The sequence below is a fragment of the Bacillus sp. URHA0034 genome (assembly GCF_056280405.1).
The window spans coordinates 2,614,382-2,628,958 of record NZ_JBWCDK010000002.1 but is presented as its reverse complement, the minus strand read 5'-3'; the positions used below and the strand labels follow the sequence as shown (position 1 = coordinate 2,628,958).

Annotated in this window: 11 protein-coding genes; 6 read left to right on the top strand and 5 right to left on the bottom strand. The window is 38.0% G+C overall.

All coding sequences use genetic code 11. The annotated features are described in order from the left end of the window. Nucleotides 1-178 precede the first annotated feature (178 nt). A complete protein-coding gene (locus ACZ9EE_RS14560) occupies nucleotides 179-1,573 on the top strand; it encodes an MATE family efflux transporter (RefSeq protein WP_476028134.1) in 1,395 nt (464 codons plus the stop codon). Nucleotides 1,574-1,743: 170 nt separating this feature from the next. Here ACZ9EE_RS14560 and ACZ9EE_RS14555 read toward each other — a convergent pair whose 3' ends face one another. Further along, complete coding sequence (locus tag ACZ9EE_RS14555) at nucleotides 1,744-3,123, bottom strand: MATE family efflux transporter (RefSeq protein ID WP_476028132.1); 1,380 nt, start codon at nucleotides 3,121-3,123, stop codon at nucleotides 1,744-1,746. A gap of 364 nt (nucleotides 3,124-3,487) precedes the next feature. Here ACZ9EE_RS14555 and ystJ point away from each other — a divergent pair, with 364 nt between their 5' ends. Then, nucleotides 3,488-4,681 (top strand): NADP-dependent malic enzyme, encoded by a 1,194-nt coding sequence (ystJ, locus tag ACZ9EE_RS14550; protein WP_476028130.1) that lies wholly within the window; start codon nucleotides 3,488-3,490, stop codon nucleotides 4,679-4,681. Between the two features lie 912 nt (nucleotides 4,682-5,593). On the opposite strand, the gene ACZ9EE_RS14545 is transcribed toward ystJ, so the two are convergent. Then, on the bottom strand, nucleotides 5,594-6,307 hold the full coding sequence (locus ACZ9EE_RS14545; RefSeq protein WP_476028128.1) for a GntR family transcriptional regulator: 714 nt from the start codon (nucleotides 6,305-6,307) through the stop codon (nucleotides 5,594-5,596). A gap of 85 nt (nucleotides 6,308-6,392) precedes the next feature. After that, nucleotides 6,393-7,592 carry an enolase C-terminal domain-like protein gene (locus ACZ9EE_RS14540; RefSeq protein WP_476028126.1) on the bottom strand — a complete coding sequence of 400 codons (1,200 nt, stop codon included), beginning with the start codon at nucleotides 7,590-7,592 and terminating at the stop codon, nucleotides 6,393-6,395. 296 nt (nucleotides 7,593-7,888) lie between these two features. On the opposite strand from ACZ9EE_RS14540, the gene ACZ9EE_RS14535 reads away from it, so the two are divergent. The 3 genes from ACZ9EE_RS14535 (at nucleotide 7,889) to ACZ9EE_RS14525 (ending at nucleotide 10,875) form a co-directional block, all read left to right on the top strand. Further along, nucleotides 7,889-9,277 (top strand): PTS transporter subunit EIIC, encoded by a 1,389-nt coding sequence (locus tag ACZ9EE_RS14535; RefSeq protein WP_476028124.1) that lies wholly within the window; start codon nucleotides 7,889-7,891, stop codon nucleotides 9,275-9,277. Between the two features lie 76 nt (nucleotides 9,278-9,353). Then, on the top strand, nucleotides 9,354-10,007 hold the full coding sequence (locus ACZ9EE_RS14530) for a bifunctional 4-hydroxy-2-oxoglutarate aldolase/2-dehydro-3-deoxy-phosphogluconate aldolase (protein ID WP_476028122.1): 654 nt from the start codon (nucleotides 9,354-9,356) through the stop codon (nucleotides 10,005-10,007). A gap of 13 nt (nucleotides 10,008-10,020) precedes the next feature. Continuing rightward, entirely contained in the window at nucleotides 10,021-10,875 is an 855-nt protein-coding gene (locus tag ACZ9EE_RS14525) for a Cof-type HAD-IIB family hydrolase (RefSeq protein ID WP_476028120.1), read from the top strand. Nucleotides 10,876-11,499: 624 nt separating this feature from the next. Here the strand turns inward: ACZ9EE_RS14525 and pdxT are convergent. Further along, on the bottom strand, nucleotides 11,500-12,090 hold the full coding sequence (gene pdxT / locus ACZ9EE_RS14520) for a pyridoxal 5'-phosphate synthase glutaminase subunit PdxT (RefSeq protein WP_476028118.1): 591 nt from the start codon (nucleotides 12,088-12,090) through the stop codon (nucleotides 11,500-11,502). 1 nt (nucleotide 12,091) lies between these two features. Then, complete coding sequence (pdxS, locus tag ACZ9EE_RS14515) at nucleotides 12,092-12,976, bottom strand: pyridoxal 5'-phosphate synthase lyase subunit PdxS (RefSeq protein ID WP_328049295.1); 885 nt, start codon at nucleotides 12,974-12,976, stop codon at nucleotides 12,092-12,094. 106 nt (nucleotides 12,977-13,082) lie between these two features. Here pdxS and pdxR point away from each other — a divergent pair, with 106 nt between their 5' ends. Beyond that, complete coding sequence (gene pdxR / locus ACZ9EE_RS14510) at nucleotides 13,083-14,486, top strand: MocR-like pyridoxine biosynthesis transcription factor PdxR (protein ID WP_476028115.1); 1,404 nt, start codon at nucleotides 13,083-13,085, stop codon at nucleotides 14,484-14,486. The last annotated feature ends 91 nt before the right edge of the window (nucleotides 14,487-14,577 follow it).

Sequence of the window (14,577 nt, the reverse complement as noted above, 5' to 3'; positions counted from 1 at the left end):
AGCTGAATGAATGGACGGTTAAGATGAATCCATGCTTAAATAGACAGAGGGGGGATTGTTAATTGATGTCACATAGGAACCGAAGTTACGAAAGCGCTGACATCCATCGCTTGAAACGAATAAACTGAGCGCAATAATATTATTTTTTGTTTTTATTGAATACTATGGGGGAAAGGTTATGGAACGCAGAAAACTAACCGAGGGGCCGATTTACCGAACTGTTTTTTTCTTTTCTTTGCCTTTGTTGTTAGGCAACATTTTGCAGTCATTAAACGGAACGATTAATTCCATCTGGGTTGGCCACTATTTAGGTGCCAACGCGTTCGCAGCAACTGCCAACGTCAATAATATAAATTTCCTGGTTTTTAGTTTGACGTTTGGTATAGCGATGGCGTCTTCAATTGTTGTCGGACAGCACTATGGAGCGAAAAGATATGACGAAGTCAAACGTGTGTTTGGAACCGGGTTTACGTTCTTTGTTTTGTTTTCACTAGTCATTACGGTTCTTAGTGAAGTTTTTGCCACCAATCTGCTCGGGCTGTTGCATACCCCTAAATCGGTAATGCCATATGCAGTCCCTTATTTAAAGACTTTCATGGTATCGGTTACATTTTCCAACTTGTACAATTTTATAACGATGGCCTTGCGGGGTACCGGGGATTCCAAAACACCATTTTATTTTTTATTAATTTCCGTAGTGATTGATACCGGGATGAATCCCGTATTGATTTTTGGCCTTGGCCCTTTTCCGAAGATGGGCATAGAAGGATCGGCAGCTGCGACTTTAACGGCGCAATTTATTTGTTTATCATGTTTAATTATTTTTCTTTATTACATCAAACACCCATTGTCACTTCGCGGTAAGGAGCTCCGATATTTACGGCCGATTCCAAATTTAGTGAAGCTCATGACACAACGCGGCATGTCCATGGGTCTTCAGATGATGGTGGCTTCTACCAGTTCTATGGCGTTAATTAACTTGATAAACACGTTTGGTTCCACAGCAGTCGCCGCGTTTAGTGTATCCATGAACATTACGAATTATATCGCTATGCCGGCGATGGCGATCGGTGCCTCGGTCTCTAATATTTGCTCACAAAATGTTGGTGCAAACCAGTGGGATCGAGTCAAGCGTACATTTGAAGCGGGTCTCTTGTACAACCTGGTTATGACAGGTACACTCGCAGGACTCGTCTATTTATTCAACAAAGATATCTTACACTTGTTTGTTACGGAGCCTACTATAGTTGCACTAGGAATTCGGGTTAATAATATTACAGCCTGGAGTTTTATTTTGTTTGGGGTTATGAATATTCTCGTGAGCACGGTGCGTTCTACAGGTGCCGTTTTATACCCATTAATCATTTCATTTGTGACTCTATGGGTGGTTCGCATCCCATTTTCATATATTTTAGCCCACCACTCAGGAATCGATTGGGTTTGGTGGAGCTTCCCGATCAGTTTCTTTATTTCAGATGTTTTACTATTTATTTATTATTTTCAGGGGGGATGGAAGCGTATCAACCTAAACAAATTGTACGGAACAGGAAAAAAAATGAAGGAATCCTTCTGATACAGGGGAACAAGAACACTTAGGTTTACATGAAGCTTGTACGCATAAATAACAATAATATAAATTTCTAAAGAACAGGCCTTCCATCCAGTTTAACTAAACTGATCGAAGGCCTGTTCTTTCTTAATGGGGGATATAGTAAGGCCCAATAATGTAAGTGGGATCCACTACTATCTCTTATGGTTTGATTGTATATTTCCCTCAAATTCAATTGAATCTTTTAGAAAATCATTTTTTCTCTTATATCTGAAATAATACGGTACTTCATATGCTAACATAAGTATCCAGCCGATAAGGCTTGCATAAGCTACACCTTCCATGCCAATCCGAGGGACTAATGTATATGTAGCTATTACTCTGAAGGATATTTGAATAATGGTAGAAACTAAAGTAATCTTCATATTTCCCATACCTCTAAAGAAACCTTGTACACCATTTGTTAATGCTGGAAGCAGATAGAAAAAGGCCATCAGACTTAAGTAACCAACTCCCAAATGTATTAGTCCTATTTCATTTGAAGAAACAAACAGTTTAATGATTGGTTGTTTTAAATATAAAGTCGCGATACATATTAAGATCCAATAACAAAACTCCACCTGTAACCCAATTATAAATCCATCAATTACACGCTTTTTATTTTTTGCACCACGGTTTTGTGCCACAAAGGTCATCATTGCATGGGATATGCTTTGCTGTGGAGTAAATGCAAAATCATCAACCCGGCTTACTGCATTGAATGCCGCAATCGCATCAACACCTAATGGATTTATAACCCCCTGGATTAACAGCTTTCCAATTGGCTGTGCGGACTGCTGCAAAGCTGTGATTGAACCATGTTGAAGAGTCTTTTTTAAAAGAGTTTTATCCAATTTTAGATCTCTTTTGTTAAGTCTTAATAATGGAACGTTTTTATAAATGTAAATGATACAGAAAATTCCGGAACAAGATTCCGCAATATCTGTTGCCAGTGCTGCTCCTACTATCCCCATTCTAAAGCCGGCTACAAAAACGATATCAAGACATGCGTTTAAAATAGCGGCAATAGCTAAAAATCTTAGTGGCGTTTTAGAATCACCAACACTTCTCATCGCTGCTGATACGGCATTATATAAATAAGTAAATGGCATTGCAGCAAAAATAATTCTTAAATAAAGCGTTGCTGAATCAAGAATCTCCTTTGGCACTCGAAGGAGACTCAAAATTTCTTTTGAAAAAATTAAACCCAGTATGACAATTAGCAAAGAAAAAAAGCATCCAAAAAGTAATGTGGTTGATATTTCCTTTTTTAACTCTTCGTACTTTCCGGCCCCAAAGAATTCACTCATGAGCACCGAAGCACCAATACAAATACCAGTAATCCCCAAAATGACAATATTCATTACAGGATTTGCGGTACCAACTGCGGCTAATGCTTCTTTTCCAGCAAATTGTCCGACCACAATGGAATCGACTGCATTATAAGTAAGCTGAAGTAAATTTCCTACTATTAAAGGAATAGAAAAACTGATCAAATGGTGAGGTATGTTGTCTCTTGTCATATCTTTAATCATATACATACTTCCTTAGCGCTTTACCACGGTATAAAAAGCGCAATTTTTCGTGGCTACATTTGATTTTAAGAAATTAATTACTATTATAACTTAATTAAATGGGAACCTACCATTTTTGAAAAAACTTATGTTTTTTTAATTACAAAAGGCTTTAATTAATTAAAAATTCTATTAAACTAGTCTGTTGATTTATAAGATTGAGTTATATTTATTGAACTTTCAAGGTAAAGCGTTTTCAAGGTGGATAAGTAGTTTTCTTCTAAGGATGATTGTGAAATGAGCGCAAGAACATGGAAGGCTTTAAATTAGCTTTGGAACCATTTTTGGTTCGATAGAAATATTTCTTGAAAAGGGAGAGGTAATCATGGAAACATTGCGTGACAAAGCGTTACAAATGCACCGGGATACACAAGGGAAATTAGAAGTGAAAGCAAAGGTTGAGATTAAAAATGCATATGATCTAAGCTTAGCGTATTCACCTGGTGTCGCTGAGCCTTGTATGGAAATCTATGAAGACCGAAATAGAGTATATGAATACACGATGAAAGGTAACACCATTGCCGTCGTATCAGATGGTTCGGCGGTATTAGGGCTTGGGAATATTGGGCCGGAAGCAGCGATGCCAGTTATGGAAGGCAAAGCAGCTTTATTTAAGAACTTTGCTAATGTAGATGCATTCCCTATTTGTTTAAATACACAGGATGCTGAAGAAATAATTGAAACAGTAAAGCGTCTTGTACCAACATTTGGTGGGGTGAATTTAGAAGATATTTCAGCACCAAGATGCTTTGAGATTGAGGAACGCTTGAAAAAGGAAACAAATATCCCTATTTTTCATGATGACCAGCATGGTACAGCAATTGTCACTGTTGCCGGATTAGTAAATGCTCTTAAACTAGTAGATAAGAAAATGGACGAAATCAAAGTCGTAATAAATGGTGCGGGTGCTGCTGGTGTAGCAATTGCTCAATTGCTAAATCGTTTTGGTGTGTATGATGTCATTCTATGTGATACAAAAGGTGCAATTTATGAAAATCGTAAATATGGAATGAATCCAATTAAAGAAAAGATTGCTAGCCAGACCAACCGTAACAATGCAGAGGGAAGCTTAGAGGATGTAATTGTCGGTGCAGATGTTTTTGTTGGTGTATCTGTTGCTGGTGCAGTAACAAAGGAAATGATTTTAACAATGAGAAGGGATGCGATTATTTTTGCAATGGCAAACCCTGTTCCAGAAATTATGCCAGATGAGGCAAAAGCTGCAGGGGTAAAAGTGATAGGAACAGGACGTTCTGATTTTCCCAATCAGGTTAATAATGTGCTTGCCTTTCCAGGGATTTTTCGGGGAGCTCTAGATGTTCAAGCAACAGAAATAAATGAAGAAATGAAAAAGGCTGCAGTTTCCGCCATTTCTTCGCTCATTTCAGAAGAGGAACTATCAGAAGACTATGTGATACCTAACCCCTTTGATGACCGAGTAGCAACTGCGGTAGCAAAGGCTGTTGCAACTGCGGCTGTAGAAACAGGTGTAGCGAGGAAATCCTTTGTAAGTTTATAACAAAAGTGAATTCAGGTGACAGGCACCGTAAATGGACAAATGTCTTTCCAGGGTGTCTGTTGCCCCTAACAAAGGATAAATAAAGAAGGGGGAAGGAACACAGGTTATGGTTCATTTTCCGGTTAGCGGTCTAAAATTGGCGGTATTGGGACAATCCATGGATGTATTGTTGATTTAGATTCCTTTAATCACATTTATGAGAATTCGGTAGATGGAACCGTAACCTCATTTTTGCCTTGTCGATTGTTGATAAGTATACCTATCCAGATGTCAAAGCGCTTTTGTTAGATCAAAGAAAAGATTTATATGATAATCACGCAGAAACTCTTAGCGGCGTTTCTGCGTGATTATGAAGTTGTTTAATGATCATTTAGATAAAGGAAATTTCGAACACGTATAAATAGACGTCTATACTGCTGCAATGATAGGTAGACAAACTTGTCCGAGTTTGTCCGCATTAATCGACAAAAGAAAATCCCAACTAATTCAGAAGGCCTTTCATCAGTTTGCTAAACTGTTGGGGGGTCTTTTCTTTTATGCTGCGCTGGTGCAACTATCAAAGAAGTAATGGAACGACTTGGCCATACGGATCCAAAGACGACAACAGTTATTTATACTCATGTTACCCAACCCATTACAAGAAATTTAAAACATGCACCTCTTTTACTCTTTTAGTAATACTTTATCCATAGTAGACATTTGTATATCAGAATGCAGGTGAACTTGTAGAGGTACTACAGCTAGCTTACCATTACGAATTGATGCGCATTTTCCTATGCACCCATTTTAATTTGCAATTTAAAAGTTTGAGATAGGTATCGGGACGGAACCCATTAAGCTAATGCATCCTTTTCTTATCCTCCATTTAAATTCCTAAACAAAATTTGTTAGGGTAGCCACTTGCAAAGAGTATTAATTCTTTCTGTACTTATGACTGTAAGGGTTAAATGGTGTAAAATAGGAAACGGAATAATCTAAATTAATAATTTCACTGTATTCAAACACTTTGCTGTTTTGCAGAATCCCTCTATTGACAATCTTCATTGCCGCAATACCCTTCTTGCAATTGAGGAGCTCAGCATCTTCTTTACTGACATTTACGGCACTATATGTTGTGATGAAGTGAGATATTTGGTAATCGTTCTGTTGTACATAATCATGTACGGAGCTTGTTACTACCGCTTCATTTAAATCTGGAAAATAGGAATAGGGTAATTTGGTCGTTTCAATTTGTACTTTTTGGTAATCGACAATCCTAACCCGTTTGTACTCCCATAACTTTGCATTTTGCCCGTTGATATCAAAGATTTTTTCTAATGCCGCATCAGGGGTGATCTTTTTTAAATAAATCATTTTTGATTCAATATCTTTAAATTTTTTTTCAGTTAATGAATTATAAATTAATGGACTTTTATATTTTGTTTCACTTACAAAAATTCCTGAACCTTGGATGATTTTGATACATCCAATATTGACGAGTTTTTTCAACGCATCCCGAATGGTATATCGTGAAACTTCATATTGCTTCGCAAGATCCCTTTCAGTAGGAATTTTTTCTCCGGCTTTGTATTTATTTTGATAAACCTTACTTAGGATATCATCTGCAATGAAATCTCTTTTTTTCATAATAATTACCTCAGGGAAGTTTTTAACAACATTCTATATAATAAAAACCCTCTAAAGCAACACATGCTAAAGAGGGTTTGTTTAATTATGGTGTATGAATCGAACCATTTGGAATACGTGCTTGAGTCCATTCATGCTTTCTATATCTCACTGGATATTCTTTGGCCATATCTTCATTAAAATCGACGCCAATACCAACTCTCTCAATTGGATATATATATCCATCCACTACTTCAACGGATTGAGGAAACATTTCCTTCGTTGTTTCATCGGGCTCCTGGATCTCTTGAATCGCTGAATTATGAAGATGAATATTTAAATGAGTATTGACAGCTACCCCAATTGGAGTCATGTCAGATGGGCCATGCCACGCAATTCGAACACCGAAATTTTCGCAAAGTGCTGCGAGCTTCAGGGCAGGTGTGATACCGCCAATCTGGGAAACATGGCAGCGAATATAATCAATTTGCCGATTAACAATCAGGTTTTTCCACTCCATTGGGTTATTAAATAGTTCACCAATGGCGATAGGTGTTGTACATTGTGTTCTCAACTGAGACAGCCATTCGGTTTGATCCGGAGGCAGAATATCCTCGAGGAAGAATAGCTTATATGGTTCCAGATCTTTGGCCAATTGAAGTGCCTGATTCGGAAACAGTCTTTCATGGACATCGTGCAAGAAATGAATGGAATAGCCATACTTTTCTCTTAAAGCTTTAAACATATACACAACATCTTTCATATAGATGTCCGGATCAAAATATTCACCCTCACTTATTTGAGTGGTTAAGTGCATATCATGATTTTTGCCGCCATATTTTCCTAATTGACAGCGGATATGACGGAATCCTCGTTCAATTAGCGTATCAACATTATGAAAAAGTTCCTCGAGCGTAAGTCCGTCCGCATGGCCATATGCGGCTATGGCGTTTTTGGACTTTCCCCCAAGCAATTGGTAAAGAGGCATGTTTGCTAGCTTTGCCTTGATATCCCATAAAGCCATATCGATACCAGCAATGGCATTATTAATAACCGGGCCATTTCTCCAATAGGAATTGACCATCATTAATTGCCATAAATCCTCTATATGGTTTGCATCACGATCAATTAAAAGAGGCCTTAAATATTCATCAATAATGGTTTGAACAGCTAATGGACGCTGCTGAAAAGTGGCACATCCATATCCGAAAATGCCTTTATTTGTTTCTATTTTGACAACAATAAGATTATGTCGATGTGGATTCGTCACAAATGATTTTATATCTGTAATAATGGTGGGTTCCAACTTTGATTCTCCTTCTCTCTGCATTCAATTTTGTCAAATCAAAGTGATTTATAATTAGATTTAAACACAGTAAATTTGCAGCGTCAATTTGGTCAGAAAGGTTAGTGAAATAAAGCAATTTTCCGTACCAATTTAGAATGGGATTCCGTAAAAATCCTTGAAATGAGGAGGCTTCCGTGATTTTTTGGGTCGTTTTAAACCGTTTTCAAAAATTTTACCGTTATGCTATTATGAGCCTGTCAAATCAAAGTGAACTTTAAGATGTTGTAGAATCAATTTAAGGGAGATGAAACCAAGTGAAAGAAAAGGAAACGGTCAAAAAAATCATAGAATACGTGGGGGGGAAAGAAAATATAAAGAAAGCTTGGCATTGCATGACAAGGCTTCGCTTCGATTTATATGATGATTCTTTAATCTCTCATGATCAAATAAAAAACTTGAATGGCGTTATTGGGGAGCAATTACAAAGCGACCAATATCAAATCATTATCGGTACAAATGTATCGAAATATTACTCTGTTTTGTCAGAGGAATTGGGGATCGATGGAGAAGAAATCGACGAAAAGGAAGAAACTAAGAAAAAGGGACCTTTCGGACGATTATTGGATGTTGTATCCGGCGTTTTCGGACCAATCGTTCCAGCCATCGCCGGAGCAGGTATGATTAAAGGTCTTATCGCCGGTTTAATTGCATTAAAAGTTTTATCAGCTGAAACCGATACGGTAAAAATGCTTGACTTGATTTCAAGCGGTGTGTTTTACTTCCTGCCATTTTTCCTGGCAGCATCTGCAGCAAAAATCTTTAAAGTCAATCAATACCTTGCCATCGCGATTGCAGGCGGCTTTATGTATCCAACCTTAATCGACGCCGCTAAACTGGGCAAGATCCATTCCTTTGATTTTTTTGGTTTACCAATTCCTGTTTATAATTATGCTAGTGCGGTTATACCGGTTATCTTGTCAGTATGGGCATTAAGCTATATTTATAAGTGGGTTGACAGATTTATGCCAAACCTGTTGAGAACGGTATTTACCCCTACTTTAACATTATTTATTGCGATACCTTTTTCCTTATTGGTAACAGGTCCATTGGGAGAATATGTAGGTAAAGGTATAGGCTTTATTATTCAATCCTTATTTGATATTTCTCCAATCTTGGCAGGAGTTGTCATGGGCGGATTCAGACCGATTGAAATTGTGTTTGGCGTGCACCATGCGATCACACCAATTGCGCTACAGAACTTCGCCGATAAAGGGTATGACATGTTAATGCCAATGATGTTTATGACCAATATGTCAATTGCCGGTGCCACTTTTGCAATGGTTTTTAAAACCAACAGCAAAGCGGAAAAATCAGTCATTTTTTCTGCGGCTCTTTCAGCCATCCTAGGTATCACAGAACCAGCATTATTCGGGGTGCTGATTAAGAATAAAAAAGCCTTTATCGCATGTTCAATCGGCAGCGCAGTGGCCTCCACCTTCTTTGCTACAATGGGAGTTAGAATTTACGGATATATTCTTTCAAGTATTGTAAGTTTGGTTGCATATGTCGGACCTTATTTCCCATATGCTTTAATCGGAATTGCAATCGCAATCGGCGGTTCATTTGCCCTCACTTATGTGATTGTTAAAAAAAACCGCAATAGCGAAATAAACAACGTTCAAACTATCAGAAAAATCGGATAGCTAACAAAGAAAGTGCTTGATTGCCTAACGGTAGTCGAGCCTTTCCTTTTGATAGGGTAAAAAAATAAAAAAACAGGTGATCAATTCGAAAAAAGTATCGATTTTAAACAAATTAATAAACAGTGGAGTAATTGCGGTTATTCGGGCGGATTCTAAAACGGAGGCTTTGAGCATAACTGATGCCCTTGTTAAAGGGGGCATCACCGGTCTGGAATTGACCTTTACCGTGCCGCAGGCAGAAATCGCCGTTCAAGAGATAAAGAATAAGTATGCAGACCATCAGGATATTGTAATAGGTGCCGGGACCGTACTCGATGCAGTTACGGCAAGAATTGCGATCATGGCAGGCGCAGACTATATTGTAAGTCCATACTTTGATGACGAAACAGCTAAATTGTGCCATTTATATCAGATTCCCTATTTACCGGGATGCATGACACTGACCGAAATCGCAACGGCTTTAAAAGCGGGTGTGGATATCATCAAACTATTCCCAGGAAGTGCCTTGGGACCAGAATTTGTGAGTGCCGTTAAAGCGCCAATGCCACAGGTGAATATCATGCCCACTGGCGGCGTGAATTTAGAAAACATGGAAGAATGGTTTGCTAAGGGATGTTCTGCTGTCGGAATTGGCGGCAATCTAATCGCACCGGCCAAAAGCGGCGATTTTGACAAAATGACCACTTTAGCTGAACAATATATAGAGAAACTTAACGCAATCAGAAAGTAATGGGGTGTATGCTATGAAGCTTATTGCAATCGATTTAGATGGTACATTATTGTCTTTGGAAAATAACATTACAAATGAGAATCTTCAGGCGCTCGAAAAGGCTCAAAACGAGGGGCACATTATTATGATCTGCTCGGGCCGCGCCCCGGAGGATATCGAACAAATTCTAAAAAAATATGATTTTTCCTGTCCCATTGCTGGAAGCAATGGAACCCTTGTACAAGTCGAAGGAAAGCTTTTAGCCAATGTTTCCATGAATATGGAAAACGTCGCACAAATAGCAGACAAATTAGATGAGGAGAGGATTCCTTATCGCATCTACACAAGTAAGGGAATCTTTGTACCTTCCGATTGGTCAGAACGAGTGGCTCTTCCTCTCGAAGGAAAAAGAATCGAAGGGATGTCGGATAACCTTTATAAACGGATCACTGAACAGCCGCAGAAATCGGATCTCCTCAATTTTATTGATGATTATCAAGAATTAATGGACATGAAGGACTTAACGGTTCAAAAATTCTTTGTGCCTATCTTTGATGAAGAGAAAAAAACGGAGTTAACCATCTATCTCAATGGGATTTCAGGGATAATTACCACATCGTCAGGTCCCTGGAACCTTGAAATCATGGATAAAAACGGTAATAAAGGCAATGGACTTAAAAAGGTTGCGGAATACTTTGGTATTCCATTGGCAGATACCGTTGCCATTGGTGACAACTTTAATGATGTTCCTATGCTTGAAGAAGCCGGATTATCGATCGCCATGGGGAATGCTGATCCTACAGTAAAAGAGCTCTGCGATACTGTTACACTGTCGAATGCTGAAAATGGAGTGGCTTATGCATTTGAACATTTTATACTTAAGCAGTAAGGAGAAAAACAGAAGAGCAAAGTTTTAACTTTGGGAGAGATTATGCTTCGGTTATCTACCAGCAAAGATTGTCGATTAAAGGCGTCCCGCGAGGTGGAATCTGAAGGAAGCCGTAGGCAAAATCCCGAACTAAAGTTTTTATTCATAATAATGTTAACATGGACGTTAACTGTCAAAAATTATAAATGGAATCTATGTTGAATAAGCCTCAAAAGGCATAGATAAAACATTATTTTATAAAGTTCTAGAGGAAGGAGAGCTGAGCGAAAAGTCAAACGACGATATTCTACATGTTACACGTGAAACATGTCGTTTTTTTGGAAATCTCCGATTTTCAACTTTCCAGCACTTTTTCTCATGAGTGGTAGTTCCAACAAAGTCAAACTTGGAATTCTCATTCTAGGGCATGTAGTTTAACTTATCTGTCTCTTCTTTTTTGTCTTGTTTCAAACAGCTTTACTTGCCATACATTAGCACATTTATTGTGACAATATAAAAGGGTGAATATTTATTCCAACCTCCTAGCTAGTGGTTGTTTTTTTAATAATTAGGAAGTTACAAAAGCACTCACAAACGCTGGTCAACAACATTCGTGAGTGCTTTGTATTTTTAAAAATTTAAAGACTAATGAGATAAAACATTTGTGCTCTCTTGCACCATTTCAATAAAATACTTCATAATCCTACTATCTTCTGTTAACTCTGGATGAAAGGAACAACCTAAAAATTGACCCTCTCGAGCTAAAACAATGCGCTCTTCATGTTTTGCTAGAATTTCAACATTTTCACCTGCAGAAACGATATGCGGAGCCCGGATAAAAACGGCAGGAATATCTGCCCCTACTCCTTGAACGGATAGATCTACTTCAAAACTATTTACTTGGCGTCCAAATGAATTCCGTTCAACAACTACATCCATTAACCCTAGATGTGGGGAATCATAGCCAACGATTTTTTTGGCTAATAAAATCAGGCCTGCACATGTTCCAAACATTGGAATGCCTTTGTCAGCCATGGCACGAATGGGTTCTAGTAAATCGTAACGGTCCAGCAGTTTACGCATTGTCGTACTTTCTCCGCCAGGTAATACCAGACCCTTTATTCCTTTTAGATCTTCAACCGATTTAACTAGAATTACCTCACAACCAAGCTCTTCAATTTGTCTACTATGCTCTCTGACTGCACCTTGCAATGCCAGTATACCAATTTTTAGCATATTACCAACCACGATCCTGCATACGTTCACTTGCATCTAGCGTTGCAATTTCAATACCCTTCATCGGTGTACCCAACTCTTTTGAAATTTCAGCAATCAGTTTATAGTCTTGATAGTGCGTTGTTGCCTCTACAATTGCACGTGCGAATTTTTCTGGGTTATCAGACTTGAAAATACCTGATCCTACAAATACACCATCTGCTCCAAGTTCCATCATTAAAGCAGCATCAGCGGGTGTTGCCACGCCGCCAGCAGCAAAGTTTACAACTGGTAATCGGCCTAATTTTTTGATTTCTAATAATAATTCAAATGGTGCCCCTAAAATTTTTGCTTCTGTCATTAATTCATCTGTACTCATACTCACAACACGTCTTACTTGTGCATTCACTTTGCGAATATGACGAACCGCTTCTACAATATTTCCGGTTCCCGGTTCACCTTTTGTTCGTAACATGGAAGCTCCTTCTCCAATACGGCGTGCAGCTTCCCCTAAATCGCGGCAACCACAAACAAAAGGTACGGTGTATTCGCTTTTTAATAAATGGAATTCTTCATCTGCAGGTGTTAATACTTCACTTTCATCAATGTAATCGACGCCCATTGATTCTAATACACGTGCTTCTACAATGTGGCCAATACGTGCTTTTGCCATTACTGGAATCGTTACAGCGTTCATTACTTCCTCTACAATACGAGGATCTGCCATACGGGCTACTCCTCCAGCTGCTCGGATATCTGATGGCACTCGCTCTAAAGCCATAACCGCAACTGCACCTGCAGCCTCTGCAATTTTTGCTTGCTCGGCATTAATGACATCCATAATGACGCCGCCTTTTTGCATTTCTGCCATTCCACGTTTTACTGTTTCCGTTCCTACCTGTTTCATAGAAAAACCTCCATTGATTTGATGATGATTATTAGTATAATAGAAATTGACTTTATGAAAAGGTTCAATTTTTAAAAATTTAATGTGGTCAGTAGGGGGATTAGGGATGGATATGCTTATGTTTAAATTGGATAAAAGTAATGCAATGCCCTTATATGAACAGCTTTATACCGGTATTAAAGATGCCATTATCCATAAACAAATTGAAGTTGGAACCAAATTACCATCAAAAAAAAAATTAGCTGAATTTTTAAATATCAGTCAAACAACCATTGAAATTGCTTATACCCAACTGATTGCAGAAGGGTATGTGGCATCTAAACCTCGGATTGGATTTTATGTAGAAGAGATCGATGATTTACCCTATATTGAAAAAGAGCCTTTCAACATTCGTGTAGAGGTGGACAAGAAAAAAATCTATCAATTTGACTTTCATCCAGGAAAAATCGATACGGACTCATTCCCTTTTTCAATGTGGCGAAAATATGCAAAAAGTTTATATGATCATAGTTCAAAAGAGTTGTTACAAATTGGAGACCATCAGGGAGAATTGGCATTAAGAGGGGAAATTTCAAAATATCTTTATCAATCAAGGGGGATTGTATCTAAACCAGAACAGATTGTTATTGGTTCGGGAACGGAACAACTACTTCCCATGATTCTTAGATTACTTGAAAATGATTCAAAATTTGCCCTTGAAAATCCTGGATATTCAGCAATCCCAAAAATACAATTGCAAAATAGAGCCATCCCCATTCGGGTAGATGAAGATGGTTTAATGGTGGATGAACTTGAAAAAACAAATGCCAATGTTGTTTACATCACACCCTCTCACCAATTCCCTACGGGTGCGGTTTTATCGGCAACAAGAAGAACGCACCTGTTAAACTGGGCTGCAAAAGGTGAAAATCGCTACATCATTGAAGACGATTACGATAGTGAGTTTCGTTATATCGGAAAACCGATTCCTGCATTACAAGGATTAGACCAAAACAATAAAGTCATTTATATGAGTACTTTTTCCAAATCATTAATGCCTTCATTACGAGTTGCTTATTTTATATTACCTACAACCTTACTACAAAAATATAAAGAGACCTTTAGTTTTTACTCAGCAACAGTACCTAGATTTGATCAACATATATTAGCTAACTTTATGAGAGATGGATATTTTTCCAAGCACTTAAACCGAATGCGGAAAATTTATCGAAAAAAACATGAAAAATTAACTCAAATATTTGAAACGTATTATCCAGATGTCATCATTACTGGAGACCAAGCAGGAATGCACATTTTAATTTCTGTCCCCCTGTCAAAAGGTGAAGATCAGTTAAAACAGATTGCAGCAAATAACAACATTGCCATCTATCCAGTTAGCGATTATCTATTAAAGCCAATTGAATACCCATATCCAACTTTTCTATTTGGCTTTGGTAGTATTCCATTCGATCAAATTGAAAAAGGCATTCACCAATTAATGCAATGTTGGGGTATTTCAAAAACAAAATGACTGACTATGTAAGATCGTGGAGATTGTTCTCTTGGATTCTTCCAGCTTGAGCCTTTGGAACTGAAAAAACTACTAATAGTTTTTTGTTATA